This is a genomic window from Rhizobium sp. Leaf371 (genome assembly GCF_001424045.1).
Taxonomy (GTDB): Bacteria; Pseudomonadota; Alphaproteobacteria; order Rhizobiales; family Rhizobiaceae; genus Ferranicluibacter.
Window position 1 is genome coordinate 338,237 of sequence record NZ_LMQB01000012.1, and the last position, 26,633, is coordinate 364,869.

Sequence of the window (26,633 nt, forward strand, 5' to 3'; positions counted from 1 at the left end):
GGATAGAGCATTTGAAGATCAAAGCCGGGTTCCACATCAGCTATGAATGCCAACACGACACCGCGATGCTGCTGGTGCTCAACATTCATCCTTCCAGGCGCGTGGACCTGCTGACGGACCAGGTTTTGCAGTTCGACCGGCCGATCGAGGCCTGGGAATATGTCGATGGCTTCGGCAACAGTTGCAGCCGGATCGTCGCCCCGGCCGGCATCACGACGCTATCGACCACGTTCGAGATCTACGACAGCGGCCAACCCGATCTGATCCCCTATGATGCCGTCCAGCACTCGATCAAGGATCTGCCCGACGACGTTCTGGTCTTCCTGCTCGGCAGCCGCTATTGCGACACCGACCGCCTCTCGAACTTCGCATGGCAGACTTTTTCCCACACGCCCCCGGGCTGGCCCCGCGTGGCGGCGATCCTCTCCTTCGCCCACAATCATATCCGCTTCGACTATATGAAGGCCGATTCGACGCGATCGGCCTTTGGCGGCTTTACGGACCGGGTGGGCGTCTGTCGCGATTTCGCGCATCTCGCCATCACGCTCTGCCGGGCGATGAATATCCCGGCGCGCTACTGCACCGGCTATCTCGGCGATATCGGCGTGCCGATCGATGTCAATCCGATGGATTTCAGCGCCTGGTTCGAGGTCTATCTCGGCGGCCACTGGCATACGGCCGACGCCCGGCACAACAAGCCCCGGATCGGTCGCATCCTGATGGCGACCGGACGGGATGCGACCGACGTCGCGCTCTCCACCGCTTTCGGTCCGGCAACGCTGGTGCGTTTCGACGTGGTGACGGACGAAATACCGCAGGAGGGCGGGCAGTAGCTCGCTCGCGGGACAAGTCCGGACGGTGCCGATGTCGCGGCCCGTCCGGGGAAGGCTTATCGGTTCTCGAACGCGCTTCGCCGGTGCTCTGCGACCTCAGCAGGCCGGCGCCGAGGGCGCCTGTTGCGGCATGCGCTTGGCTTTCGCCGCCGCGGCGAAGGTCTTGTTGGCGCGCTCCAGCACCGGCACGCAGAGATCGAGATCGTGCGAGGCGAGGTGGGCATAGCGCATCGTCATCTGCAGCGTCTGGTGGCCGAGCCACATCTGGACACGGCGGATATCGATGCCGCCGCGCACGAGCCGCGACGCGCAGGTATGACGCAGCACATGCGGCACGAGATCGGGATCGTCGAGAAAGCCTGAATCCTGCTTGGCAAGCTTCCACACCGTGCGGAACTGCTGCTGATCGATGCTGGAAAAAGGTCCGAGGCCGCGCGACGTGGCGTGACCGATAGCCTTGCGGGCTCGGGTTGTCAGCGGAACGGAGCGGCTGCGGCCGGATTTGGTGATCCAGAAGGTTGCCATGGAGCCCTGCAGGTCGTTCCAGCGCAGGCCGAGCGCTTCTCCGAGACGCGCACCGCTATCCACCAGGAAGATGCAGAGCCGTCGATAGAGCTCGTTGCGCGCGCCGATCGCGGCGAAGAGGCGCGCCTCCTCGTCGTGCTCCAGGAAACGGACGCGCCCGGCGCGTTCTTTCTGTCGGGTGAAATCCGGCAGGACGGAGATGTCGCCCATCTTGTGCGCCTTGCGCAGGAGCTTGCTCAGCGCCGACATTTTGCGGTTGATCGTCGCATTACTGTTGCCGCGCTTGCGCAGTGCATTGACCAGACGGTCGAGCATATCCTGGGAGAAGCCGGCAAATTCCTTCTCCACCATCATCTCGTAGAGATCGTGGATGAAGGCGACGACATTGGCCTTGTGCTTGCCGCCCTCCCACAGCGTATCGCCGTACCGATCGAGAAGCGTGACGAGCGTATGGGTGGCCGGCGGCTCGAAATCGCGCCCGGCGCGCAATGTATAGGACAGCCCGGAAAACGAACCGGCGCCGTAAGTCTCCGCCGTGAAGGGCTTGCCGCTGATATCCATGAATGCCGTCTCCAATGATGCGTCCTGTGACGGACGCCGATGCAAATGCTCTCTGCACGGCCGAAAAGCCGCACAGAACGATGCGCACAGGTTCGCGATATCGGCATCGAGATACGACGCAGACCGTACGAACGTGGGAAGCGTGGTCGCTTCAGGTGTTTCGAAAGCCGGACCGATGCGCGATGCACCGGATCCAGCGTATGGAATATGCCTTATACAGGCCATACTTATTTTCAAAATTCCAAAACCACAAGGCCCGCAGTTCGAGAGAACTGCAGGCTTTATGAATTTGATGTCAGACCTTCAGATCGAAGGTCTGACGACGTTGCGGTAGCGTGACTTAGAAGTCGCGCTGCAGGCGAAGGAAGCCGGTCCAGACATCGTCTGCATTTCTTACGTCACGATCGCGATAGTTGACCGTGGCGACCGTGCGCAGACCTTCGGTGATCTGGTAGCCAGCAGTCACGCCAACCTTCCAATCGTTCCGGCCACTTTCGAAGTTGTAATCGCCGTAGAACTGGGCAGCCGGCGTGATGAAGAACTTTTCAGTTGCCTGGATCTTGTACTCGGCAGCAACAGCCCATTCAGCATTGTCGTAGAAGTAGTTCGGATCGGTCGAGTAGACGGCCGCAAAGCCGAGCGTACCGGGACCAACGTCGGCCGTCAGGATAGCGCGGACCGCACCTTCTTCAGCGTCTGCATCATACGAGCCGATGAACTGGCCCGTGACGCCGCCCAGCGTAAAGCCGACGAGGCCCGAAACACCGACATCGTCATTCGTGCCGACATCAACCAGCTGGTAGCCGTCATCCGTGCTATTCAATTCGGTAACGGCAGCGCCAACCCGGAAAGAACCAGCGTCGTAGGTGTAGCGAGCTTCGTTTGCGAGCGTCGTATCCGAGCCAATGCTATCCGTTTCGCCGGAGAGGCCATCGTCCCACCAGTTGTACAGGTAACCGACGTCGAAGCCTGCGATGTTGATCCAGGCACCATCGAGATGGGTTCTGCCGTCATCGTTGGTTTCAAGGTTGATGAAGCCCGTCAGCGCGCCGAATTCGGTATCGCTCTTGGCTTCGAACGTGAGGTAACCACGCGTCAACGGATCCCAGTCAGCGCCGGCACGCGTGTAGTTCTTATTGTACTCGATCTGCGTACGAACGTAGCCGCCGATCTTGAGGCAGGTTTCCGTGCCGGGGATGTAGAAGTAGCCCGTGCCGAAAGCGTCGCAGACGCGGACGTATTCCATTGCTTCCGGTTCAGCAGCGACGATAGCGTCGGCAGCGTGTGCGCCGGATACTGCTGCGAGAGCGGCAGCGGAGCCGAGAAGAAGGCTACGAAACTCCCGGCTGACAGGGCTCGGAGGGCATCTCTGTCGAAATGAAGCTCCTGGAGCGCGCCCTGCCCACCGCTGAGCGCCACGCGCCCTGCGGCTCATTTACCGCCTCGAAGAGTCGTGACACCGATTCTCGGCAGGAATCATCCGCCGCAAACGATTCTCGCCTCCGCCTCGCAGCCGCTGCGAACACGTCATCGGCTGACAGCTGCGACCAGGACCGCAGGGGAGAATGCCGCAGTACCGGCGCCCAGCCCCCGTTTTGCCACGGTTTTCACCAGTTTCAGGCAAGCTTCGGCCGACCTAAGCCATTCTCAACAAACAATTTTCTTAAGGCCTTGTTAAGAGTTGAGCGCCCGGATGGCCATTTTGTGTCGTTTCAGCAACAGGACATGCGGAAGGGCGGACGAAAGGGTGCGCGATAGCAAGTTGGTGATTGCGCCATCGGCCGGGTCAGGTATTTTCAAATCCAGAAGCAAGGGCGGTTGATCGCCAACTTCTGAAGTGTTGGGGATGGGGCAGGGAACGCTGTCCTTCAGCAAAATACCCAGACCCGTTTTAAACTTTTGACTGGAGGTCAGAAATGAACATTAAGAGCCTTCTTCTCGGCTCCGCTGCCGCTCTCGCAGCAGTATCCGGCGCACACGCTGCCGACGCTATCGTTCTACATCCCCGGCACGGAAACCTGCCTCAAGATCGGCGGCTACGTTCGTACCCAGCTCGAGTACAACGATGACTCGTACGGCATCCGCGACAACGGCGACGTTAACGCCTACAGCCGTGGTTACCTGACGATCGAAGCGAAGAACGACACCGAATTCGGCGCTCTGTCTTCCTACATCAACATCCAGGCCGACGCTGACGGCGACACCTTCCTCGACGGCGCATGGATCAACATCGCTGGCTTCGACGTCGGTTACTTCTACAGCTGGTGGGACGACGGCCTGTCTGGCGAAACGGACTCGCTCGACTCTTCGTTCGGCGCTCTGCAGAACTCGGCTCGTTACACCTACGACGGCGGCTCTTTCCTCGCTGGCGTTTCGGTTGACGAAATCGAAGGCGGCTCCTACCCGACCAACAACGACCCGAACGACAGCCTCGGCGTTTCCGGCAAGCTCGGCGCAACGATCGCTGGCTTCAACATCTACGGCCTCGCTGCATACGACTTCGACGCCGAAGAAGCTGCTTTCCGCATCCTCGCAACGGCTGAACTCGGCCCGGGCACGCTCGGCATCGCTGGCTCGTACGCCACCGACCCGAACTACTACTACGATCGTTCGGAATGGACGGTTGCTGCTGAATACGCAATCAAGGCAACTGAGAAGTTCACGATCACCCCGGCCGCACAGTACTTCGGTAATGTTCGCGTAGGCAGCGAATTCTCCAGCGAAGATGCATGGCGCGTCGGTGTAACCGCCGGCTACCAGATCACGACTGGCCTGCGTACGCTCGCAACTGTCAACTACACGGACAGCGACGATGGCCTTCCGGGCGACCAGAAGGACTGGACGGGCTTCCTCCGTCTGCAGCGCGACTTCTAATATCACTTGACCTCACGGTCATTGATGGAAAACCCGGCAGCGATGCCGGGTTTTTTCGTTGTTGAGATGAGACGTATCCGAAAGCGCCGGGGACTGTGCGTGCCGCCTTCGATCGCTCGGCCCCAGCCGCCGTTCAATCGAGCGTCGCGAGAAATGCCTTGATCGGCGCGATGACGCCGGGGAGATGGAGGAGGGGGGCGTGGCCCTGACCGGCAACGGTCAGGGACTGCAGGGCGGGATGTCTCCCGGCCATGGCATCGACCGTCTCTTGGGACAGCAATGTCGACGTCTCGCCACGGATGACCATGAGCGGACGATCCCGCAGGCGCTCGAAGAGCGGCCAGAGATCGGCCAGCGGCGTTGCAGCCGAGAGTTCGAGCAGCGGTGCTACCAGCGCCGGATCGAAGTCCGGCAGGATGACGCTGTCGGCTTGGCGGTAAAGGCTCAGCGCCATCTCGTCCCAGTCCGCGGCCTCCAATGCGGGGAAGGCCGGTCCATGCAGCATCTTCAGCGCCGTCGCCGCGGCCCGCCATGAAGGATAGCGGCCTTCATTGTTCAGATAGCGGGCGATGGCCAAAAGGCCGTCGATCTCGATCACGGGGCCGATGTCGTTCAGGATATTGCCGCGGGAGAGATCCGGCGCCATGCCCGGCAGGAGATGGAGGATCAATCCGCCGCGCGAGGTTCCGACGAAAATGGCGGCGTCGATATCGAGTGCGTTGCAGATTTCCAGGACATCGCCGGCCTCGACGGACAGCTGGTAACGGCTGGGGTCCGAGTCCCAATCGGATCGACCCCGCCCACGATAATCGATGGCGATGACCCGCCGCGGCTTTGCCTGGTCAGTGGAGATTGCCTGCGCGAAGCGGTGAAAATCGCGTGAATTGCGGCTGAGCCCGGGCAGGCAGATGACGGGCAGGAGTGGGTCGCCCCCCGTCTGCGGTCCCACGGCCGGATACTCCGCAGCAAACACCGTCAGTCCGTCCCGAACGCGGATGAAATGTTCGACGATCCCGTTTCTGTCCATAATCCCTCCTGATGCGAACGCAGGCGTTGCTCCGCTGTCCGCTCTGCTCTTCTTTATAAAGAAGGGAGTTTATAGCGAGGGGAGGCCGGAAGGCGAGAGGGAGACGCCGGATCAGCAGGACAAGGCGTCAGGAGGACCAAGCGTCAGGAAGACTGGCGGCCCATTCTCAGATCCTCGACGATATCGGCGTTCTGGCCGAGCCGCGACTTATAGACCTGGTAGTTTTCCATCACCCGCTGCACATAGTTGCGCGTCTCGGCGAAAGGAATGCGCTCGATCCAGTCCACCACCTCGTCGATCGATTTGCCGCGGGGATCGCCATAGCGCCCGATCCATTCCGGCACGCGGCGCGGGCCGGCATTGTAGGCGATGAAGGTGAGGATATAGGAGCCGCCGAAATCATTGATCTGTTCGCCGAGATAATGCGCGCCGAGGGTCGCATTATATCCCGCATCGGTCGTCAGCCGTTCCTTGGAATAGGGAATGCCATGCCGACCCGCGACGAGCTTGGCCGTCGTCGGCAGGATCTGCAGCAGACCGCGGGCATTGGCCGGAGACACGGCGGCGGGGTTGAACGCACTTTCCTGACGCGCGATGGCATAGGCCAGCGCCTTGCCGGAGCCCGAAATATTGGCCGTGCCCGGAATGACGCCCAGCGGGAAGGCCAGCGCCGCGACATCGACGCCGCGGCCGAAGGCGAGCTTGCCCACCTGCAGCGCGAGGCTATGCGTGCGCGTCTTTTCCGCCCGGGCGGACAGGATGGCGAGTTCGCCGGGACTGTTCAGGTTGTCGGCAAGCGCCAGATAGAGCCCGTCCGCCCGCCAGCCATGGCCTGCAGCCTCCAGCCGGGCGATGGCACGCACCGCTTCCCGGCTTTCGAACTGCGTCCGGTCATCGGCCGTCGGGCTGGGATAGGTGACGTTCAGCGTCTTGCGGCCGAGCCTCGCGCCGGCAAGCTGCCCGTAGAACGTGCCCGAAAGCGCTGCGGCCTTGGCATAATAGGTCTTCGCCTGACCGGGGCCGCCCTTTTCGGCGGCACGGCCAAGCCAGTAATAGGCGCGCGAAACCGAAATCGGCCGGTTGGAGGCTTTCAGAATGCGCTGGAAATGCGTGGAAGCCGTCTGGCCGTCCTGAAGACCGCGCAGCGCGTACCAGCCGGCATGGAACTCCGCATCCACGACATCTGCGGCATCCGTGGCCACATGCGCGGCCGCAACCCGGTAGGCGCCGCGAAAATCGCCGTCATCCGCAAGTCCGCGGCTGATGATGCGCTGCTCGACCCACCATTCGCCGGTATCGACAAGGCGGTCGGGGTCCTTGGGCAGCTGCTGCAGAAGCTTTGCCGCCGCGTCGTATTTTTCCTGTTTGCGCAACTGCTCGATCCGCACGAACAGATAGGCCGGATCGCCGCGCCAGGAGGGATCGACGGCCGCGATCAGGGCGTCGGCATTCGCAGCCTTCTTCGATGTCGCGATCCAGGCGCGATAGAGCGACTGCGCCTTGCCCAGATCGCTGAAGCGGGTCGCCTGCTCGAAGCGCCCGCGATAGAGCAGCATTTCCATGCGCCGCTTATGGTCGGCGGTCGTCAGCAGGCTTGGAAATTCTGCAAGGATCTTCGTTTCGGTGGCGGCTTCCAGCGCTTTCGTCGCCCAGAGCGTGTGGATCAGGCCGGCAGCCTGTCGCGTGTCGCCCTTGGCAACCAGCGCCCGCGCAAGAATCAGCGTGCCTTCCGATGTCTCCGGCGTGCTCGTGCCGAACGCGGCAAGCACGTCGCGGGAGGGCGGGTTTTCGCGGTAAAGCGCTCGTTCCGAGCTGGCGCGCAGACCGCCGAGGCCCGGCCAGCCCTTCAGTTCCTGTTGCGCCCGCGCGATCTCGTAGGACGGAATACCCTTCTGCGTCGATTGCGCGATGGCCCAGGTGAGGATGTGCCGGTCGAGCGTATCTTCACCCATGGCGTCCCGCACGGAAATGGCGCGGACCGGGTCACGGTTCGTCAATGCGTCGAGGCCGCTTTTCAAAGCTTCGACGGACGCCGGAACGGTGCTGCGGGGAATGGCGCCGGTGATGCCGCCGTCGGTCATGCCGGTGAAGGCGGCAGGCGCGCGGGGGACGGGCGCAAACGCTTCTGCCGCCGACGCGACCGTGGCCGGCCGCGAAAGGGGGAGGGGCACGCTGGCGTCTTCCGCCTTCGAGGCGACCGGAGCGCTCAACGTTCCGAGGCCGAACGCGGACACGCTGACCGCGGCGACCAGTGTTCGATGAATGGCACCCCGCATGAAAACTTTCCCGCCCCTGATCAACCGTACGCCGCTTTTCAATCCTACCTCATTTGGCAATCGAGACGCTAACGAAAGGTTAAGCTTGCCCGCGATGCCGCGCATGCGACGAAAGGTGATCGCCGAGCATCCCGAAAAATCAGCGCAAAGCGCTTGAACCCCCGGCGGTCTCATCCGTTTCCGTCTCTGCCGTGCCGCCAGTCAATGCTTGCCGCCGGAGATCGGGACGATTAAGGTGCCGGCGATTTTCTAACCGTGAAATGCGGCCGAAGCATGGGTCTCCAATGCCCGTGCGCCGTCAGGAGTCGTGCATGTTCAAGGGATCCATTCCCGCTCTCGTCACCCCGTTCACGCCGGCGGGAGCCGTGGATGAGGACGCATTCGTCAATCACGTCCAGTGGGTTATTTCCGAGGGCAGCCATGGGGTCGTTCCCGTCGGGACGACCGGCGAATCCCCGACGCTGTCGCATGCCGAGCACAAGCGGGTGGTCGAACTCTGCATCGAGGCCGCCGGCCGCCGTGTGCCCGTCATTGCCGGAGCCGGGTCGAACAACACGCGCGAGGCCATCGAGCTTGCCCAGCATGCGGAGAAGGCCGGGGCCGACGGCATCCTCGTCGTGACACCTTATTATAACAAGCCGACGCAGAAGGGCCTCTTTGCTCATTTCTCGGCGATCGCCGAAGCGGTCAAACTGCCGATCGTGATCTACAATATTCCCGGCCGCTCGGTCATCGATATGTCGCCGGAGACCATGGGTGCGCTCCGCAAGGCCTATCCGTCGATCGTCGGCGTCAAGGATGCAACGGGCAAGATCGAGCGCGTGTCCGAGCAGCGCATCACCTGCGGTGCGGATTTCGTCCAGCTTTCGGGCGAGGACGCGACGGCGCTGGGCTTCAACGCCCATGGCGGCGTCGGCTGCATCTCCGTCACCGCCAATGTCGCGCCGCGCCTGAGTGCTGCGTTCCAGGAGGCGACGCTCGCCGGCGATTTTGCGAAGGCGCTCGACTATCAGGACCAGTTGATGCCGCTGCACAAGGCGATCTTCATGGAGCCTGGCGTGTGCGGCTCGAAGTTCGCGCTGAACCGGCTGCGCGGCATGAGCCGTCACGTTCGTTCGCCGCTGATGTCGTCGCTCGAGCCGGCAACCGAAAGCGCGATCGAATCGGCGCTCGTTCATGCAGGGCTGTTGAACTGATGGCCCCGAAAGGCAGCGAGCGCACCGTTCGCAAGATCGTCGCCGAAAACCGCAAGGCGCGCTACAATTACGAGATCCTCGACACCTATGAGGCGGGCCTCGTGCTGACCGGCACCGAGGTCAAGTCGCTGCGCGAGGGGAAGGCCAATATCGCCGAATCCTACGCGACGGACGAGGGCGGCGAGATGTGGCTGATCAATTCCTATCTGCCGGAATATCTACAGGCCAACCGCTTCAACCACGAGCCGCGCCGGCGCCGCAAGCTTCTTCTGTCGAAGCGCGAGGTCAACCGGCTGCAGGGCGCGGTCAACCGCGAAGGCATGTCCCTGATCCCGTTGAAGATCTATTTCAACGACCAGGGCCGGGCCAAGCTGGAACTGGCGCTCGGCAAGGGCAAGAAGCTGCACGACAAGCGGGAAAGCGAAAAAGAGCGCGACTGGAACCGGCAGAAGAGCCGTCTGCTGAAGGACGGCTGACCTGCCGCGCGCATGGGATCATCCGTTTCGCCCCGCTCGCGCCGTGCCCTGACGTGAAAGCCAACGTTCGGCGCGCGGGCCAGGCCGATCCGCCTGTCAGAATCAGGTAAGATCGTCCTGATGGACGGGTTCGACGTTGCGCGACGACCGCTCGGAGGGATCGCGTCCGATTTCGGCCTTGAGACTGAGAAGATCGATGAAATGATCGGATTGGCGACGCAGGTCGTCGGCGATCATCGGCGGCTGGGTCGACATGGTGGAAACCACCGAGACCTTGCGGCCCTTGCGCTGCAGAGCCTCGACCAGCGTCGTAAAATCGCCGTCGCCCGAAAAGATCACGAGATGATCGACCGTTTCCGACTGCTCCATGGCATCGATGGCCAGCTCGATGTCCATGTTGCCCTTGATTTTTCGCCGGCCGAGCGAATCGGTAAATTCCTTGGCAGGCTTGGTCACGACCTTGTAACCGTTGTAGTCCAGCCAGTCGATCAGCGGCCGGATGGAGGAGTACTCCTGGTCCTCGATCAGCGCCGTGTAATAATAGGCCCGCAGAAGATAGCCGCGCTTCTGGAATGCTTTCAAAAGCTTACGATAATCGATGTCGAAGCCGAGACTTTTCGACGCCGCGTAGAGGTTCGCGCCGTCGATAAAGAGAGCAATTTTTTCACGCGGATCGAACATTGGCATTCCTTCAAACCGGCGAGATTTGCATTTCCTCCGTGTCCGTTTTCGAACACGAAGCAAGTGCATGCCGGAGCATCATGATCATTGTCCTTATCTCACGACCGATCGAGAGAAAAGTTCGGTAGAGAACAAATGTCGTTCGAGCACAGTTTTTCGAGGCTCTCTAGTCTCCATTCTCAGGCGCACATCAACATGTTAAACGAACTCTTAAACATGTCGGCAATTGTCTTTCTTTCATACAAACCTAAAGTTGTTGGTCTGTATCTGCAATTTCGATGATACGCCGGGGAAACAATACTACCGCGCGAACCGTCGCTTTCTCGCGTCACGCATCATGAAAAACTTGAATTTTCGGGCCAATGGATGTATCCGGCAACCAATCCGTTCCCGAGAGCCGGAAAGCTGCGCCAGCGCTTGGTCGCTCTCATCGTCAATGACTGCGCAGGCAGGGCCGCTTTTGGCCGCGTCCGGCGCTTGAAACCATCGAAGGATACGCAATGGCCCGCGTTACGGTCGAAGATTGCATCGACAAGGTCGATAACCGTTTTGAACTCGTGCTGCTTGCCAGTCACCGTGCACGCCTGATCTCCCAGGGCGCGGCGATCACGATCGATCGCGACAACGACAAGAACCCCGTCGTCGCCTTGCGCGAGATCGCCGACGAGACGCTGTCTCCGGGCGACCTCAAGGAAGACCTGATCCATTCGCTGCAGAAGCATGTCGAGGTCGACGAGCCTGAAGCGGATCCTGCATCCATCACCGGCGGCAGCGCGTCGAACTTTGCCGACGCCTCGGAAGACGACGACCAGCCGGAAGCCGTGACCTTCGACCGCATGACGGAAGAAGAGCTTCTCGCCGGCATCGAGGGCCTGGTTCCCCCGGAAAAGAGCGACGACTACTGATCGTCCCCTTTCGATCGTATCTTTGAGAAGCGCCGGCGTTGTCCGGCGCTTTTTTTGTTTTCGGGCAGTCGCCGCAAGAAAGCGCGATGATTTGCAGGAGCATCGATTTCCATGGTGGCAAATCTGCCGTAGCACTGTGTCATATCGTCAGAATCGTCCGGGTTTCCACCGGACGCGCTTTTCGTTGTCGCCACGTCATGATTTAAATGGAATTCCATTGAAGGAGTGACGCTGCAGATACACAGCCCCCGCGGAGCCGCACACGCATGATGCGCCAATATGAACTCGTGGAACGGGTTCAGAAATACAAGCCCGACGTCAACGAGGCACTGCTCAACAAGGCGTATGTCTACGCCATGCAGAAACATGGCCAGCAGAAGCGTGCCAGCGGCGATCCCTATATTTCGCATCCGCTGGAAGTCGCGGCCATCCTCACGGAAATGCACCTCGACGAGGCGACGATCGCGGTCGCGTTGCTGCACGACACCATCGAGGACACGACGGCGACGCGGGCGGAGATCGACGATCTCTTCGGCGAGGATATCGGCGCGCTGGTCGAGGGCCTGACCAAGATCAAGAAGCTCGATCTCGTCAGCCGCAAGGCCAAGCAGGCGGAAAACCTGCGCAAGCTCCTGCTCGCCATTTCCGACGATGTGCGCGTTCTCCTCGTCAAGCTGGCGGACCGGCTGCACAATATGCGCACGCTCGACCACATGTCGGCGGAAAAGCGCGCCCGGATCTCCGAGGAGACGATGGAGATCTACGCGCCGCTCGCCGGACGCATGGGCATGCACGACATGCGCGAAGAGCTGGAGAACCTGTCTTTCCGCCACATCAATCCCGATGCCTTCGAGACCGTCACGCAGCGGCTCGACGAGCTGTCCGCGCGCAATGAAGGCCTGATCAAGAAGATCGAGGATGAGCTGGGCGACCTGCTCGCGGCCAAAGGGCTGACGGGCATCAGCGTCAAGGGTCGTCAGAAGAAGCCCTATTCCGTCTTTCGCAAGATGCAGTCGAAGTCGCTCTCCTTCGAACAGCTCTCGGATGTCTGGGGCTTCCGGGTGATCGTCGAGGACATCCCGGCCTGCTACCGCGCGCTCGGCATCGTCCACACCCGTTGGCGCGTCGTTCCCGGCCGGTTCAAGGATTACATTTCGACGCCGAAGCAGAACGACTACCAGTCGATCCACACCACCATCGTCGGCCCGTCGCGCCAGCGCATCGAACTGCAGATCCGCACGCGGCGCATGCACGAGATCGCGGAATACGGCATTGCCGCGCATACGCTCTACAAGGACGGGGCCGAGGCCCAGGGCGACGTCAAGCTGTCCCCGACCTCCAATGCCTATTCCTGGCTCCGCCGCACGATCGAGGCGCTGGCGGAAGGCGACAATCCGGAGGAGTTCCTGGAGCATACCAAGCTCGAGCTGTTCCAGGATCAGGTCTTCTGTTTCACGCCCAAAGGGCAGCTGATCGCCCTGCCGCGGGGTGCCACCCCCATCGATTTCGCCTATGCGGTCCACACCAATATCGGCGACACCTGTGTGGGGGCGAAGATCAACGGCCGCATCATGCCGCTGGTCACACGACTGGCCAATGGCGACGAGGTCGAGATCGTCCGGTCGGGCATCCAGGTTCCGCCGGCCGCCTGGGAGGAAATCGTCGTCACCGGCAAGGCCCGCGCCGCCATCCGCCGCGCGACCAAGGCCGCCATCCGCAAGCAGTATTCCGGGCTCGGCTTCCGCATTCTGGAGCGCACCTTCGAGCGCGCCGGCAAGCCCTTCTCGCGCGAGGCGATGAAGCCGATCCTGCATCGCCTCGGCCAGAAGGAGGTCGAGGATGCCATCGCCGCCGTCGGACGCGGCGAGCTGTCCTCGCTCGACGTGTTGCGCGCCATGCATCCCGACCATCAGGACGAGCGGGTGACGCCGAAGCCCTCGACCGACGACGGTTGGTTCGCCATGCGCTCGGCGGCCGGCATGGCCTTCAAGATCCCGGGTCATTCCAAGGACAGTGCGACGGCCATCGACGCCGGCGGGCCGGAAGACCTGCCGATCCGCGGTCTGTCGGGCAACGCCTTCGTTCATTTCAGCGCATCCGGCGCCGTGCCGGGCGACCGCATCGTCGGCATCATGGAGAAGGACAAGGGGATCACCATCTACCCGATCCAGTCGCCAAGCCTGCAGCAGTTCGATGACGAGTCGGAACGCTGGATCGATGTGCGCTGGGATCTCGACCAGGCCAACAACACCCGCTTCATGGTGCGCGTGCAGGTCAACGCGCTGAACGAGCCAGGAACGCTCGCCGATATCGCGCAATCCCTGGCAACCGGCGACATCAATATCCGTGCGATCACCATGGGTCCGATCGCGGCCGATTTCAGCGAACTGCTGATCGATATCGAGGTCTGGGATCTGCGTCAGCTGAACCATATGCTGACGCAGCTGAAGGAACTGCCGGTCGTCTCCACGGTGAAGCGGGTTTTCCTCTAGACTGTCCTGCCTGCGGGATAGGCTGCGGGCGGCAGCGATATGCGCGCTCCGCATGGCTGCCCGCCGAACCCAACGCTGGTGAAACGGTCTTCAGACCCTTATGTTCTGCCTCGGGAGGTAAACGAAGAAAGGTTTACCAAATGTTCAAGCAGATCAAGAAGCTCTCCGGCGCCCTGCGCCCTCTGTCGGCAGCCGAACGCGAACTGAGCTACCTCAATGGCTCGTCCGATCGCATCGACCTCGAATATCGCCAGCGTCAGATCGACCGCGGCCTCTTCCGCAGCGGCTTCTGAGCGAGCCACGTTCGAGCGGATTGAAAATCAAAGCCCTGCGTTTGATGCAGGGCTGGTGTGCGCAACGACTTTGGCCTGCGCAACCGTTAACAGTGACTTTGACCCTCCTGTCGGAGCGGGCCATGATGGCCCACGGCCGGAAGTGTTCGTCGCATATCTGCCCATGACGGGCCGATATCGGCGGGCAGGCGGGGTCGTCGCGGCCTGCGCCCCACGGCCGCCGCGCTCTCCGTGCTCTCCGTGCACCACCCGGGCCGTCTTTCGGTCCTCGACCCCGCGCGAAATGCGCCTTTGACAGACACGGCCCTTGAGAGGGGCATGGCAGAACCGGATCGACCGTCGCATCCTACCTCCCGCGCGACCGTCAAGCGAGACTGCCGAGACGACGTGTTGGTGGGAACCGGCAATCGAAATCCGAACCCTGTCTGAGGGTAGGGCGGTCCTACCCGCGAAATGATGCCGTGGCGCGGTCTTTGCGCCGGATTGCATCAGATTGCCATTGTACGGCCACATGGCCGTCGTCTATCACGGCACCATGATTTTCAGACGTCGTCAGCCCGCATCTCTTTCGGCCCGGCTCCGCGAGCTCGTATGGCCGCGCAAGGGGTTTACGCGCGGGCTGCGGTATCTTGCATTGCGCGTTCTTCGCCTGTCATCCTCGCCGCACTCCATCGCCGTCGGCGTTGCCGCGGGTGCAGCGTCCTCCGCGACGCCTTTCGTCGGTCTCCACATTCTCATCGCGGTTGCCGCCGCCTATCTCTTTTCCGGCAATATGATTGCGGCCGGCATCGCGACCGCGCTCGCCAATCCGCTGACCATTCCCGTCATTCTCGCGACCAGCTACGAGATCGGCACATCCATTCTCGGAGCCGGCGGCCAGGCGCCGCTGGGCGGCGAGGACATGCTGCACAAGCTGACGCATCTGCAGCTTTCGGAACTCTGGGGTCCCGTGCTGAAGCCGCTTCTGGTCGGCAGCCTGCCGCTGGTCGTCGGCAGCGCCGTGGTGTTCTACATCGGCGCCTATGCCGCCGCGCGGCTGTTCCAGTCTCGGCGCGTGTCGCGTCTCGCCGACAGACTGAAAGAGTCGCAGGCGTAAACCTCAACCTATCGAACTCATCAGGTTTCCATGATCATCGGCCTCGGCAGCGACCTCATCGACATCCGGCGTATCGACAATTCGCTGACCCGTTTCGGCGAGCGTTTCATTCAGCGCTGCTTCACCGATGTGGAGATCGCCAAGTCCGAGGGGCGCAAGAACCGGTCGGCCTCTTATGCCAAGCGCTTCGCGGCCAAGGAGGCCTGTTCCAAGGCCTTGGGAACCGGGATCGGGCAGGGGGTTCTTTGGAAGGACATGGGCGTCGTCAACCTGCCGGGCGGCAAGCCGACCATGGTGCTGACCGGCGGGGCCGCGCTGCGCCTGGCCAGCATGCTGCCGCAGGGCCACCGCGCCGTGATCCATCTGACGATCACCGATGATGACCCGCTGGCGCAGGCCTTCGTCATAATAGAAGCGCTGCCCGTTGCTCCGGAAGACGTTAGCAGCTAGAGGAATGCGCAGTCGAGGTCCGGCTGCGCATGACGCTGCGCGCTTTCGCGTGGGCGCCTGAGCCAGATGGCGCAAGCTTGGCGGCACGCGCTTGACGGACCCCTGCAGACCAACGGCATTCGGACGACAACAGGCGCCGGTCAGCGGCAAACAAGGATGGACGGGCGTGGAAGAAAAAATCGCAAAGAAGGACAGCGGCCTCTGGGAGAATGTGAAGGTCATCATCCAGGCCCTGCTTCTGGCCCTGGTGATCCGCACCGTGCTCTTCCAGCCCTTCACCATCCCCTCCGGCTCGATGATGCCGACGCTGCTCGTGGGCGACTACATCTTCGTCAACAAGTTCGCCTACGGCTATTCGAAATACTCGCTGCCGCGCTCGCCCGACCTGTTCAGCGGTCGCATTTTCGGCAGTGACCCGAAGCGCGGCGACATCGCCGTCTTCCGTTTCCCGCCTAATCCCGAGATCGACTACATCAAGCGCGTCATCGGCCTGCCCGGCGACCGGGTGCAGGTGCGCAACTCCATTCTCTACGTCAACGACACGGAAGTCGCCCGCTCGCCCGCCGGCGTCTTCCGGGCCGATGACCAGTACGACACCGGCGCCGACGTGCCGGTCTACCGGGAAACGCTCGACAACGGTGTCAGCTTCAACACGCTGGACCAGTTCCCCGATACGCGAGGCGACAACACGCGCGAGTTCGTGGTGCCCGAGGGTCACTACTTCATGATGGGCGACAACCGCGACAATTCCGCCGACAGCCGCTTCGACGTCGGCTACGTGCCCGCGGAAAATCTCGTGGGCCGCGCCAGCCTCATCTTCTTCTCGCTCGGTCACGACACGTCCTTCCTGGAAATCTGGAAGTGGCCGGCAAACCTGCGCTACGACCGACTGTTCAAGGTCCTGAAGTAATGAAGCCGCGCGATCTCGGGCCGCAGGAGCGCGAACGCCTGGAGGAAACGCTCGGCTACGTCTTTATTGACAAGGTCAGGCTCGACCGCGCGCTGACGCATTCGAGCGCGCGCAATTCCGGCGGCTCGGATTATGAGCGGCTGGAATTCCTCGGCGATCGGGTCCTCGGTCTCTGCGTCGCGGAGCTTCTGTTCCAGACCTTCAAGACCGCGAACGAAGGCGAATTGTCGGTACGGCTGAATCAGCTCGTCAGTGCCGAAAGCTGTGCCGCCATCTCCGACGAGATCGAGCTTCATCGCTTCATCCGCGCCGGGGCCGACGTCCAGAAACTGTCCGGCAAGCATGTGCTGAACATCCGCGCCGATGTGGTCGAGGCCCTGATCGCCGCGATCTATCTCGATGGCGGGCTGGAAGCCGCGCGGGGCTTCGTGCTCAAGCACTGGAAGGCACGCGCGACGCGCGCCGATGGCGCCCGCAGGGACGCCAAGACCGAGTTGCAGGAATGGTCGCATGCGAAATTCGGCGTCGCGCCGCAATATCGCGTGGACGATCGTTCCGGTCCCGATCACGATCCGCGCTTCACGGTGACGGTGATCATCCCCGGCGTTGCGCCCGAAACCGGCATCGACCGCTCGAAGCGCGCTGCCGAACAGACGGCCGCGACCCGCATTCTGGAGCGGGAACGGGTCTGGGCCGCTCCCAACACGTGATCATGGGCACCCGACGATAGGCGCCTGATCCCGCGCAGAACGAACCTTTTCCAAACCTCTGGTCGCGGAAGCGATTGCGGTTCATACTCACGCCGACAGACATGCCGGCCCTCAACGAATTGACGGATATGATGACCGAAGATCACACGGATCCTGCCGAAACGGCGCAGGACGCAACAGTCGACACCGATGGCGCAACGGATGCTCAGGACAGCGGACCGACGCATTCCGGTTTCGTCGCCATGATCGGCGCCACGAATGCCGGAAAGTCGACGCTGGTCAACCGGCTCGTCGGGGCCAAGGTGTCGATCGTCAGCCACAAGGTGCAGACGACGCGCGCCATCGTGCGCGGCATCGCCATCCACGATCGCGCGCAGATCGTGTTCATGGATACGCCCGGCATCTTCAAGCCGCGCCGCCGCCTCGATCGCGCTATGGTCACCACGGCATGGGGCGGTGCCAAGGACGCGGATTTCATCATGCTGCTGGTCGATAGCGAACGCGGCCTGAAGGGCGATGCGCAGATGATTCTGGAGGGATTGAAGGAGGTCCACCAGCCGAAGATCCTGGTCTTGAACAAGATCGACCAGGTGTCCCGCGACGTGTTGCTGCAGCTGGCCGCCGCCGCTAACGAGGTCGTGTCCTTCGAGCGGACCTTCATGATCTCGGCGCTGACCGGATCCGGCTGCGAGGATGTCATGGACTATCTGGCGACAACCCTGCCGGAAGGTCCCTGGTACTATCCGGAAGACCAGATTTCCGACCTGCCGATGCGCCAGCTCGCCGCCGAGATCACCCGCGAAAAGCTGTTTCTGCGCCTGCATCAGGAGCTCCCCTATTCCTCGCATGTGGAAACGGAGGGCTGGGAGGAAAAGAAGGACGGTTCGGTGCGGATCGAGCAGGTCATCTATGTCGAGCGCGAGAGCCAGAAGAAGATCGCCCTCGGCAAGAATGGCGACGCGATCAAGGCGATATCCATGGCCGCCCGCAAGGAAATCTCCCAGATTCTCGAACAGCCCGTCCACCTCTTCCTCTTCGTGAAGGTGCGGGAAAACTGGGGCGACGACCCCGAGCGCTTCCGCGAGATGGGCCTCGAATTCCCCCGCTGATCGGCAAAGGCGGAGCGCCGGCACCGATCGGTGAACGCTCCGTCCAGTCCCGCGCCGCTTGCCCCGCCGGAACGCCCATGCCACCTGCTGTGAGCAATCAGGGACAGGGAGACGGCGATGCCGCAGCTTGTGAACGGTGTTTGGGAAAAGGGCGACGTCGCCGCCAGCGAGATGAAGGGCGGCGCCTTTCACCGCGAGCCGACCAGCTTCCGCACCTGGATCACGCCCGACGGCAGCCCCGGACCGGACGGCCAGCCGGCGCTCGCGGCCGAGCCCGGCCGCTTCCAGCTCTTCGTCGCCTATATCTGTCCCTGGGCGTCGCGCACCCTGATGATGCGCAGCATCAAGGGGCTGACCGACATCATCCCCGTCGCCATTTCCGAGCCGGAACTCGGCGAAAACGGCTGGACCTATGACCCACCCGCAGACGCCGGTCCGCGCGTCGGCCCGGTCCGCCATCAGCACGAACTCTATACCGCGTCCGACGCGCGCTTTACCGGCAAGGTTTCGGTACCCGTTCTCTGGGACCGGAAAGAGGGGCGGATCGTCAACAATGAATCCGCCGATATCCTGCGCATTCTCAACGGCGCCTTCGACGGCATCACCGGCGACCGACGCGATCTCTATCCGGCGCATCTCAGGCCCGAGATCGATCGCTGGAACGCTGCCATCTACGACACGCTCAACAACGGCGTCTACCGCGCCGGCTTCGCCCGGACGCAATCCGCCTATGAGGACGCCGTCACCTCCGTCTTCGCGACCCTGGATCGGCTCGACGCGCATCTCGCCCGTAATCGCTACATTGCCGGGCAACACCTGACAGAGGCCGATATTCGTCTCTTCGTGACGCTGGTGCGCTTCGACGCCGCCTATCACGGCGCGTTCAAATGCAATCTGCGCCGCATCGCGGACTATGCGCATCTCCAGGCCTATCTCCGCGACATCTACCAGTGGCCGGGCGTGGCGGAGACGGTGCGGGTCGATCACATCAAGCGCGGCTATTATTCCATCGCCCACATCAACCCCACGGGCGTCGTCCCTCTCGGGCCCGATCTCGATTTCGCAAGCCCCCACGGGCGGGACGGATTGCCGAGCGCAGGGATCGCCGGGCACGGCTGAAGTCTCAGCGCGTCCTCCCCCCGTCTTGGCTTGGCGTCTTGGCTCTCGGCGTCTTGGCGTTCCCGTCCGATCTCTCTATGGTCCGCGCGACTCGCAAACAGGAGATCGCGCCTCATGTCCCAGCCCGCACAGACGACCCCGCGGACGGCTCCGCCGATTGCACTGCTGATCGCGCAGGAGATCAAGGCGACGCAGGCCCAGGTCGTCTCCGCCGTGGAGCTGCTGGATGGCGGCGCGACCGTGCCGTTCATCGCCCGCTACCGCAAGGAAGTCACCGGCGGCCTCGACGACACGCAGCTGCGCACGCTCGCCGAACGGCTGGTCTATCTGCGCGAGCTGGAGGCCCGCCGAAATTCCATCGTCGAATCGATCCGCGGCCAGGACAAGTTGACCGACGAGCTCGAACGCAAGATTGCCGCGGTCACGACCAAGGCGGAGCTTGAGGATATCTACCTTCCCTACAAGCCGAAGCGCCGGACCAAGGCCGAGATCGCCCGCGAGAAGGGGCTCGGACCGCTGGCCGACGCCATTCTGCTCGATCGTCGCATCCCGCCCGCAGACCGTGCCGCTTCGTTTCTCTCTGCGGATGTGCCGGATGTGAAGGCGGCGCTCGAAGGCGCGCGCGACATCGTTGCCGAAGGCATCGTGGAGAATGCCGACCTGCTCGGCCGGCTGCGCGGCCATATGCGCAGCGGCGCTTTTCTCCGGGCGAAGGTCGTGGCCGGCAAGGAAGCGGCGGGCGCGAAATTCTCCGACTATTTCGACCATTCCGAACGCTGGGCAACGGCCCCCGGTCACCGGGCGCTCGCCATGCTGCGCGGCTGGAACGAGGAGATTCTCTCGGTCGAGATCGTCGTGGACGAGGCCGATCCGTCTCCCGTCAAGCCGGTCGAAAGCATCATGGCCGCCGCCCTCCAGCTCGGCAGCCTGCCCGGTGACCAATGGCTGATGGAGGTCATCCGCTGGACCTGGCGCGTCAAGCTTTCGACGTCGCTGTCGCTCGACCTGATGCGCGAACTGCGCGAGCGGGCGGAGGAGGAAGCGATCCACGTCTTCGCGCGCAACCTGAAAGACCTGCTGCTGGCGGCCCCCGCCGGCTCCCGCGCGACGATGGGTCTCGACCCCGGCATCCGCACGGGCGTCAAGGTTGCCGTGGTCGATGGCACCGGCAAGCTGCTGGAAACCACGACGGTCTATCCGTTTCCGCCGAAGAACGACGTGCGCGGCGCGCAAGTCGAGATGGCAAGGCTTGTCGCCCGCCACAAGGTGGAGCTGATCTCCATCGGCAACGGCACCGGCAGTCGGGAGACCGAGCGGCTGGTGGCCGACATGCTGGCGACGCTGAGCGGGCCAAAGCCCACCAAGGTCATCGTGTCCGAGGCCGGCGCCTCGATCTACTCGGCCTCGCAGGCGGCAGCCGACGAGTTTCCCTCGCTCGACGTTTCCCTGCGCGGTGCCGTCTCCATCGCCCGCCGGCTGCAGGACCCGCTGGCCGAACTCGTCAAGATCGAGCCGAAGTCGATCGGCGTCGGGCAGTACCAGCACGATGTCGATCAGGGTCGCCTGAGCCGGTCGCTGGATGCCGTGGTGGAAGATGCGGTGAACGCCGTCGGTGTCGATCTGAACACGGCATCCGCGCCGCTCCTGTCGCGCGTCTCCGGCCTCAGCCGTTCGACGGCCGAGGCGATCGTCGCGCACCGCGATGCGATCGGCCCCTTCAAGACCCGCACGGAACTGAAGACCGTGCCGCGCCTCGGCGCGCGCACCTTCGAGCAATGCGCCGGCTTCCTGCGCATCCCCGGTGGCAAGGAGCCGCTCGACGCGTCCTCGGTCCATCCGGAAGCCTATGGAATCGCGAAAAAGATCATCTCCGCCTGCGGCCGCGATGTCCGCACGGTGATGGGCGACTCGCAGCTCCTGAAGTCGCTCGACCCCAAGGTCTTCGTGGACGACCGCTTCGGCCTGCCGACCATCCGCGACATCCTGTCGGAACTGGAGAAGCCCGGCCGCGACCCTCGCCCGAGCTTCAAGACGGCGACGTTTGCCGACGGCATCGACGACATCAAGGACCTGAAACCCGGAATGCTGCTGGAGGGCACGGTGACCAATGTCGCGGCCTTCGGCGCTTTCGTGGATATCGGCGTCCATCAGGACGGGCTGGTCCACGTGTCGCAACTCGCCGACCGCTTCGTCAAGGATCCGCATGAGGTGGTGAAGGCGGGCGACGTGGTGAAGGTCCGCGTGACGGAGGTGGACGTGCTGCGCAAGCGCATCGGGCTCACCATGCGCAAGGATGGCGGCGAGGCGAGCGGCCGGCCGGCGTCCTCTCCGGCGCCGCGGGCGGACCACCGCCCGATGAAGCAGGAGAAGCTGCAGGCTCCGGCCACCGGCGCACTGGGCGAGGCGCTGCTGCGCGCCACGAAACGCAAATAGGCAAGGCGATCCGCCGTTCGCCGGACGGGTCATCCTTCGCGGGATGTCTTGTCAGCAGGCGGCGCGCGCTGCATACCTGCGGCAAAGATCAACGGAGAGGCATGGCATGGCGGTACTTGTAACGGGTGGTGGCGGCTACATCGGCAGCCATATGGTCTGGGCTCTGCAGGAAGCGGGCGAGGAGGTGGTCGTCATCGACCGGCTTTCGACGGGGTTTCGCTGGGCGATCTCGCCCGAAGCGCGCTTTTATGAAGGCGACATCGCCGACGCTGCGCTGCTGGCGCGAATTTTCTCTGAAAACGCCGTCGATGCCGTGATCCACTTCGCCGGCTCGATCGTCGTGCCCGACAGCGTCAGCGACCCGCTCGGCTATTACGAGAACAACACCGTCAAGTCGCGTGCCCTGATCGAGAGCGTCGTGAAGGCCGGCATTCCGCACTTCGTCTTTTCCTCGACCGCGGCCGTCTACGGCACGCCGGATGTGCTGGAGCCCGTGACCGAAACGATGCCGCTGCGCCCGGAATCGCCCTATGGCTCGTCCAAGCTGATGACGGAGATCATGCTGCGCGATGCCGCCGCGGCCCATGATCTCACCTATACCGTGCTGCGCTATTTCAACGTCGCCGGTGCCGATCCGAAAGGCCGGTCGGGTCAATCCTCCAAGACATCGACGCATCTGATCAAGATCGCCTGCGCCGTGGCGCTCGGCAAGCGCGCCTCCATGAACGTCTTCGGAACGGACTATCCGACGCCCGACGGCACCTGCGTGCGTGATTACATCCATGTGTGGGATCTCGTCCAGGCGCATTTGAAAGCGCTGCAGCGGATGCGCGCAGGCGGCGGATCGCTTGTTGCCAATTGCGGCTATGGGCACGGATTCTCCGTTCTGGAGGTGCTCGACACGGTCAAACGTGTTCACGGCTCCGACTTTTCGGTCGAATTTGCCGGCCGGCGGGCAGGGGACCCCGCCATGATCGTCGCCAATCCGGCGCTCGCAATGCAGGAACTCGGCTGGACGCCGCAATATGACGATCTCGACGTGATCGTTCGGGATGCGCTCAACTGGGAGGATCGTCTCTCGCGCAGAAACGCGACCGAGTGACTTGTTGAACGGCCGTCTTCGCGTTAGGGCTTGCTGCGCTGCAGCATTTTGGCTGCCGGATACTTTACGACACGGCGAATGTGTCGGGCGAGCTCTCGTTCCTCCTGTGTAGAGAAGGTTTCACAATGAAAATAGCGGTCGCCGGTCTCGGCTACGTCGGGATTTCCAACGCCATGCTGCTGGCGCAGCACAATGAGGTCGTTGCCTACGATACCAATATCGACAAGGTCAATCTTTTGAATGCCGGGAAGTCTCCGATCGTTGATGCGGAAGTCTCGGACTATCTGGGTCGCGGACTGAATTTCCGGGCGACGGGCGACAAGACGGACGCCTATGCCGGCGCCGATTACGTCGTGGTCGCAACCCCGACCAACTACGACACGTCGACCAATCACTTCGACACGCGCTCGGTCGAAGCTGCGATTGCGGATGTGCTGTCGGTCAATCCGGATGCCGTCATCGTCATCAAGTCGACGATCCCGGTCGGATACACGAAGCGGCTGCAGGAATCGCTCGGACGCGAGAGCGTCATCTTCTCGCCGGAGTTCCTGCGCGAAGGCAAGGCGCTCTACGACAATCTCCACCCGTCGCGCATCGTGGTCGGCGAGCGGTCGGAACGCGCCCGGATCTTTGCCGAGCTGCTCCTGCAGGGCGCGATCAAGAAGGATGTGAAGATCCTTCTGACCGATTCCAGCGAGGCAGAGGCGATCAAGCTGTTTTCCAACACCTACCTCGCCATGCGCGTTGCCTATTTCAACGAGCTGGACACCTATTCCGAGATGCACGGCCTGGATGCCCGCCAGATCATCGACGGCGTCGGGCTCGATCCGCGCATCGGAACGCACTACAATAATCCGTCCTTCGGCTATGGCGGCTACTGCCTGCCCAAGGACACCAAGCAGCTTCTGGCGAACTACGATGCCGTTCCGCAATCGCTGATCGGTGCCATCGTCACGGCCAACACGGTCCGCAAGGACTTCATTGCCGACAGCATCCTGCGGCGCGATCCCAAGCGGGTCGGCATCTATCGCCTCGTGATGAAGACGGGATCCGACAATTTTCGCGATTCGTCCATTCAGGGCATCATGAAGCGCCTGAAGGCCAAGGGCATCGAGGTCGTCGTCTATGAGCCCTCCCTGCCGGGCACGGAGTTCTTCAAGTCGCCTCTGATCTCGGACCTCTCGGTCTTCAAGTCGACCTGCGACGTGATCGTCGCCAACCGCAACACGGCCGATCTCGCCGATGTCGCGGAGAAGGTCTACACGCGCGATCTCTTCGGGGCGGACTAACGACTGATGGCCGATGGCCGACGGTTTCGACCGTCGGCGTCGATCTCAAGCCGAGCGGGGCCGACCAGGCGCCGGCCCTCTCGGCAGGCCTTCGAATGCGGTCAGAATCGGGCCGCATCCGACGGTCCGTCCGGCCATTTCGCCGTCGAATCCATCATGGCCGTTTCGCTCAGGCTTCCCGCTGTTGCGGTCTGGTAGAGGGCGAGTCCACCCTGAATGAGGACGGCCCAGAGGGCGATCGAAATACCGAATGCGGCGGACAAGCTCTTAAATCGCAAGGACATATGTGCCTCCTGTGTTGAGCCGAGGCTACGGTTTCGACCCTACGGAGCCGTTAATCCGCCAACTGTCCGTCAATCTTCTCAAGGGCTTGGTGAAATCTGCCTGAAGCAAAACGAGAAGATTTTACGCATCTCACGCCTCAAACGCGTCTTTCCATGCATTCGCCGCATATCGTCCTCACGGTCACCATGTTTTTGATCGATTGAGTGGGCGCACATCGCCGGAAAACCTGGAAAGCCAGGACCGAGCTATGCGCCAGACGCATGGCAGCTGCCCGTAGTTAATAGAATGTCTAATTGGCGATGACAGATGGTTGATTATGAGGCATATTGCGATGCAACATGAGATGGCAACATTTTGGAGGCCTGCATGAAGGACTATGGTACGATGACCTATGCCGATGCAGCAACGATTTCCCGCGCTGCCCTGAACAAGGGCTCGGTCGCGGACGTGCAGAGCGGTAAGGCAGCGCACTTCGCTGCCAAGCGGGCGCTGGACATCGCGGTATCCTTGACGGCGCTGACGCTCCTGCTCCCGCTCTTCCTGCTTGTGTGCATTGCGATCCGGCTGGAAAGCCCGGGTTCGCCGATCTTCTCCCAGGTTCGCTGGGGCGTGAACGGCAAGCGGATCCGGATCTACAAGTTCCGGAGCATGCGGACGGACCTCTGCGACACCACCGGCGTCGCACAGACCACCAAGAACGACCCCCGGATCACGCGCCTCGGCGCCATTCTGCGCAAGACGAGCATCGATGAGCTGCCGCAGCTCCTGAACGTTCTTCTCGGCCAGATGTCTCTGGTTGGCCCGCGTTGCCACGCCATCGGCATGCTGGCTGCGGATCGTCTCTATGAGGATCTGGTGCCGCACTACCATAACCGCCACATGGTCAAGCCCGGCCTGACCGGCCTCGCACAGGTTCGCGGCCTCCGCGGCCCGACAACGGACCCGGTCAAGGCCCGTGCGCGCATCGCCTGCGACATCTATTATGTTCACAACTTCACCTTCTGGATGGATGTGAACATCATTGTGAAGACGGCATGGTCCGAACTGCGCGGCGGCACGGGCTTCTGATCGACCCCCACTCATCGACCTCATCCGGTCGATCCGAATTTGACGAACCGCAGCGATCGAAGGATCGGCTGCGGTTTTTCTGTTTTCGGAGTCGAGGGGCCGAGACGTCTGCGTCACTGGCGCAGGAAGGGGAGGCGCAGGAAGGGGAGGCGACGGTCGTGGTGCACCCTCTCCGCGGACCTCGCGTGAAACCGCAAGCGCACGCCCCGCTTGGCGTGGCGGGGAGCGTTCCGCGTCTCAGTTCTTCGGAAGGTCGATCCCGGTCGAGGCGATCAGCTCCTGCAGGGCGGGACTGGGCGAGAGCAGGACCTTGGGCTTCATGGCTTTGAAATAGGCGTCGTAGGCGACGATGTCGGCTCTTGCCGCCGGCTCGGCCGCCTTGATCGCAACGCGCGACATCCTGTTCCACATATCGATGCGGCCGATCAGCGTCGTGGTTTCCACCGGCGAGAGCTGCTGCGACCGCATCATCGCCGTGGCAATATCGGCCGTGGAGGCATCACTGGCCCAACGGACGATCGCCAGACGAAGCCACAGGCCGCCGTCTGTGGGAAAACAGGTCAACCCACGCGTCGCAAACGCGCCGGCCTGGACAAGCGCCTTCTGCCATTTGGCGGGGTCTGTCGATGCGGTGTTCAGCCGGTCCAGCGTGTAGAACCGCGTCGTCATCACGGCCGTGACGACGTCATAGCGACAGGGGATGTCCACAGCGTCCATCTTGTCCAGCAAGGTCTCGATATAGTCGGCGCTCACCGGCTTGCCGTCCTCGATGAGTTGCGCGGCGTAGAGCAGGTCGTAGGAGCGAACCGTGGTCTGCAATTGCGCAATGGAGCCAGCCAGAAACAGCAATGGCACGGGGACAAACAAGAGCATCCTGAGCGGAAAGCCCATTCTTGCCCTCGGCGTCCTCGTCGTCATGCCTG

General features: G+C 62.6%; 23 protein-coding genes and 1 pseudogene. 17 read left to right on the top strand and 7 right to left on the bottom strand.

Annotated elements, in window-relative coordinates:
• Positions 1–11: 11 nt before the first annotated feature.
• On the top strand, positions 12–833 hold the full coding sequence (locus ASG39_RS09580; protein ID WP_062594751.1) for a transglutaminase family protein: 822 nt from the start codon (positions 12–14) through the stop codon (positions 831–833).
• Between the two features lie 96 nt (positions 834–929).
• Here the strand turns inward: ASG39_RS09580 and ASG39_RS09585 are convergent, their stop codons facing one another.
• Entirely contained in the window at positions 930–1,919 is a 990-nt protein-coding gene (locus ASG39_RS09585; RefSeq protein WP_062594752.1) for a site-specific integrase, read from the bottom strand.
• Between the two features lie 340 nt (positions 1,920–2,259).
• Positions 2,260–3,255: pseudogene (locus ASG39_RS09590) on the bottom strand (porin); the annotation flags it as partial.
• A 692-nt stretch (positions 3,256–3,947) separates the two neighbouring features.
• Here ASG39_RS09590 and ASG39_RS23255 point away from each other — a divergent pair.
• A complete protein-coding gene (locus ASG39_RS23255; RefSeq protein ID WP_347360160.1) occupies positions 3,948–4,793 on the top strand; it encodes a porin in 846 nt (281 codons plus the stop codon).
• A 133-nt stretch (positions 4,794–4,926) separates the two neighbouring features.
• Here the strand turns inward: ASG39_RS23255 and ASG39_RS09600 are convergent, their stop codons facing one another.
• Positions 4,927–5,820, bottom strand: a complete 894-nt coding sequence (locus ASG39_RS09600; protein ID WP_062594754.1) for an alpha/beta hydrolase — start codon at positions 5,818–5,820, stop codon at positions 4,927–4,929.
• Between the two features lie 143 nt (positions 5,821–5,963).
• A complete protein-coding gene (locus ASG39_RS09605; RefSeq protein ID WP_062594755.1) occupies positions 5,964–8,096 on the bottom strand; it encodes a lytic transglycosylase domain-containing protein in 2,133 nt (710 codons plus the stop codon).
• Between the two features lie 311 nt (positions 8,097–8,407).
• Here ASG39_RS09605 and dapA point away from each other — a divergent pair, with 311 nt between their 5' ends.
• Together dapA and smpB are read left to right on the top strand one after the other, a co-directional pair.
• Entirely contained in the window at positions 8,408–9,292 is an 885-nt protein-coding gene (gene dapA, locus ASG39_RS09610) for a 4-hydroxy-tetrahydrodipicolinate synthase (RefSeq protein ID WP_062594756.1), read from the top strand.
• The gene (gene smpB / locus ASG39_RS09615) at positions 9,292–9,768 is read left to right on the top strand and encodes an SsrA-binding protein SmpB (protein WP_062469127.1); all 477 of its coding nucleotides are present in this window, start codon (positions 9,292–9,294) and stop codon (positions 9,766–9,768) included. The genes dapA and smpB overlap by 1 nt, the downstream gene beginning before the upstream one ends.
• A gap of 102 nt (positions 9,769–9,870) precedes the next feature.
• Here the strand turns inward: smpB and ASG39_RS09620 are convergent, their stop codons facing one another.
• The gene (locus tag ASG39_RS09620) at positions 9,871–10,449 is read right to left on the bottom strand and encodes an NYN domain-containing protein (protein ID WP_062594757.1); all 579 of its coding nucleotides are present in this window, start codon (positions 10,447–10,449) and stop codon (positions 9,871–9,873) included.
• 500 nt (positions 10,450–10,949) lie between these two features.
• Between ASG39_RS09620 and rpoZ the strand changes: the two genes are divergently transcribed.
• From rpoZ to ASG39_RS09675, 12 genes are all read left to right on the top strand, one after another.
• Complete coding sequence (gene rpoZ / locus ASG39_RS09625) at positions 10,950–11,354, top strand: DNA-directed RNA polymerase subunit omega (RefSeq protein ID WP_062594758.1); 405 nt, start codon at positions 10,950–10,952, stop codon at positions 11,352–11,354.
• 266 nt (positions 11,355–11,620) lie between these two features.
• Positions 11,621–13,846 (top strand): bifunctional (p)ppGpp synthetase/guanosine-3',5'-bis(diphosphate) 3'-pyrophosphohydrolase, encoded by a 2,226-nt coding sequence (locus ASG39_RS09630; protein WP_062594759.1) that lies wholly within the window; start codon positions 11,621–11,623, stop codon positions 13,844–13,846.
• A 140-nt stretch (positions 13,847–13,986) separates the two neighbouring features.
• On the top strand, positions 13,987–14,139 hold the full coding sequence (locus tag ASG39_RS23260; RefSeq protein ID WP_082477103.1) for a DUF3563 domain-containing protein: 153 nt from the start codon (positions 13,987–13,989) through the stop codon (positions 14,137–14,139).
• A gap of 535 nt (positions 14,140–14,674) precedes the next feature.
• Positions 14,675–15,235 (top strand): DUF2062 domain-containing protein, encoded by a 561-nt coding sequence (locus ASG39_RS09635; RefSeq protein ID WP_062594952.1) that lies wholly within the window; start codon positions 14,675–14,677, stop codon positions 15,233–15,235.
• A 30-nt stretch (positions 15,236–15,265) separates the two neighbouring features.
• Positions 15,266–15,685 (top strand): holo-ACP synthase, encoded by a 420-nt coding sequence (acpS, locus tag ASG39_RS09640; RefSeq protein WP_062594760.1) that lies wholly within the window; start codon positions 15,266–15,268, stop codon positions 15,683–15,685.
• A 166-nt stretch (positions 15,686–15,851) separates the two neighbouring features.
• Positions 15,852–16,595, top strand: coding sequence for a signal peptidase I (gene lepB / locus ASG39_RS09645; RefSeq protein ID WP_062594761.1), 744 nt, complete (start codon positions 15,852–15,854; stop codon positions 16,593–16,595).
• The gene (gene rnc / locus ASG39_RS09650; RefSeq protein ID WP_062594762.1) at positions 16,595–17,305 is read left to right on the top strand and encodes a ribonuclease III; all 711 of its coding nucleotides are present in this window, start codon (positions 16,595–16,597) and stop codon (positions 17,303–17,305) included. Before lepB ends, rnc begins: the two co-directional genes overlap by 1 nt.
• A gap of 131 nt (positions 17,306–17,436) precedes the next feature.
• Entirely contained in the window at positions 17,437–18,414 is a 978-nt protein-coding gene (gene era / locus ASG39_RS09655) for a GTPase Era (protein WP_062594953.1), read from the top strand.
• 117 nt (positions 18,415–18,531) lie between these two features.
• Entirely contained in the window at positions 18,532–19,533 is a 1,002-nt protein-coding gene (locus tag ASG39_RS09660) for a glutathione S-transferase family protein (protein WP_062594763.1), read from the top strand.
• Positions 19,534–19,647: 114 nt separating this feature from the next.
• A complete protein-coding gene (locus tag ASG39_RS09665) occupies positions 19,648–21,966 on the top strand; it encodes a Tex family protein (protein WP_062594764.1) in 2,319 nt (772 codons plus the stop codon).
• A gap of 106 nt (positions 21,967–22,072) precedes the next feature.
• On the top strand, positions 22,073–23,068 hold the full coding sequence (galE, locus tag ASG39_RS09670; RefSeq protein ID WP_062594765.1) for a UDP-glucose 4-epimerase GalE: 996 nt from the start codon (positions 22,073–22,075) through the stop codon (positions 23,066–23,068).
• A gap of 125 nt (positions 23,069–23,193) precedes the next feature.
• Entirely contained in the window at positions 23,194–24,357 is a 1,164-nt protein-coding gene (locus ASG39_RS09675) for a nucleotide sugar dehydrogenase (RefSeq protein ID WP_062594766.1), read from the top strand.
• Positions 24,358–24,458: 101 nt separating this feature from the next.
• Here ASG39_RS09675 and ASG39_RS23805 read toward each other — a convergent pair whose 3' ends face one another.
• Entirely contained in the window at positions 24,459–24,641 is a 183-nt protein-coding gene (locus ASG39_RS23805) for a hypothetical protein (RefSeq protein ID WP_156468092.1), read from the bottom strand.
• Positions 24,642–25,008: 367 nt separating this feature from the next.
• On the opposite strand from ASG39_RS23805, the gene ASG39_RS09680 reads away from it, so the two are divergent.
• Entirely contained in the window at positions 25,009–25,710 is a 702-nt protein-coding gene (locus tag ASG39_RS09680) for a sugar transferase (RefSeq protein WP_082477104.1), read from the top strand.
• 237 nt (positions 25,711–25,947) lie between these two features.
• Here the strand turns inward: ASG39_RS09680 and ASG39_RS09685 are convergent, their stop codons facing one another.
• A complete protein-coding gene (locus ASG39_RS09685) occupies positions 25,948–26,577 on the bottom strand; it encodes a hypothetical protein (RefSeq protein ID WP_156468093.1) in 630 nt (209 codons plus the stop codon).
• Between the last annotated feature and the right edge of the window lie 56 nt (positions 26,578–26,633).

What these genes read in the sequence shown, in the direction of transcription:
- ASG39_RS09635 (WP_062594952.1), top strand. Translation starts at nt 14,675, where the DNA reads ATGATTTTCAGACGTCGTCAGCCCGCATCTCTTTCGGCCCGGCTCCGC.
- ASG39_RS09680 (WP_082477104.1), top strand. Translation starts at nt 25,009, where the DNA reads ATGAAGGACTATGGTACGATGACCTATGCCGATGCAGCAACGATTTCC.
- era (WP_062594953.1), top strand. Translation starts at nt 17,437, where the DNA reads ATGACCGAAGATCACACGGATCCTGCCGAAACGGCGCAGGACGCAACA.
- dapA (WP_062594756.1), top strand. Translation starts at nt 8,408, where the DNA reads ATGTTCAAGGGATCCATTCCCGCTCTCGTCACCCCGTTCACGCCGGCG.
- ASG39_RS23260 (WP_082477103.1), top strand. Translation starts at nt 13,987, where the DNA reads ATGTTCAAGCAGATCAAGAAGCTCTCCGGCGCCCTGCGCCCTCTGTCG.
- ASG39_RS09605 (WP_062594755.1), bottom strand. Translation starts at nt 8,096, where the DNA reads ATGCGGGGTGCCATTCATCGAACACTGGTCGCCGCGGTCAGCGTGTCC.
- ASG39_RS09600 (WP_062594754.1), bottom strand. Translation starts at nt 5,820, where the DNA reads ATGGACAGAAACGGGATCGTCGAACATTTCATCCGCGTTCGGGACGGA.
- ASG39_RS09585 (WP_062594752.1), bottom strand. Translation starts at nt 1,919, where the DNA reads ATGGATATCAGCGGCAAGCCCTTCACGGCGGAGACTTACGGCGCCGGT.
- rpoZ (WP_062594758.1), top strand. Translation starts at nt 10,950, where the DNA reads ATGGCCCGCGTTACGGTCGAAGATTGCATCGACAAGGTCGATAACCGT.
- ASG39_RS09630 (WP_062594759.1), top strand. Translation starts at nt 11,621, where the DNA reads ATGATGCGCCAATATGAACTCGTGGAACGGGTTCAGAAATACAAGCCC.
- acpS (WP_062594760.1), top strand. Translation starts at nt 15,266, where the DNA reads ATGATCATCGGCCTCGGCAGCGACCTCATCGACATCCGGCGTATCGAC.
- galE (WP_062594765.1), top strand. Translation starts at nt 22,073, where the DNA reads ATGGCGGTACTTGTAACGGGTGGTGGCGGCTACATCGGCAGCCATATG.
- rnc (WP_062594762.1), top strand. Translation starts at nt 16,595, where the DNA reads ATGAAGCCGCGCGATCTCGGGCCGCAGGAGCGCGAACGCCTGGAGGAA.
- ASG39_RS09660 (WP_062594763.1), top strand. Translation starts at nt 18,532, where the DNA reads ATGCCGCAGCTTGTGAACGGTGTTTGGGAAAAGGGCGACGTCGCCGCC.
- ASG39_RS09665 (WP_062594764.1), top strand. Translation starts at nt 19,648, where the DNA reads ATGTCCCAGCCCGCACAGACGACCCCGCGGACGGCTCCGCCGATTGCA.
- ASG39_RS09675 (WP_062594766.1), top strand. Translation starts at nt 23,194, where the DNA reads ATGAAAATAGCGGTCGCCGGTCTCGGCTACGTCGGGATTTCCAACGCC.
- ASG39_RS23805 (WP_156468092.1), bottom strand. Translation starts at nt 24,641, where the DNA reads ATGTCCTTGCGATTTAAGAGCTTGTCCGCCGCATTCGGTATTTCGATC.
- smpB (WP_062469127.1), top strand. Translation starts at nt 9,292, where the DNA reads ATGGCCCCGAAAGGCAGCGAGCGCACCGTTCGCAAGATCGTCGCCGAA.
- ASG39_RS09620 (WP_062594757.1), bottom strand. Translation starts at nt 10,449, where the DNA reads ATGTTCGATCCGCGTGAAAAAATTGCTCTCTTTATCGACGGCGCGAAC.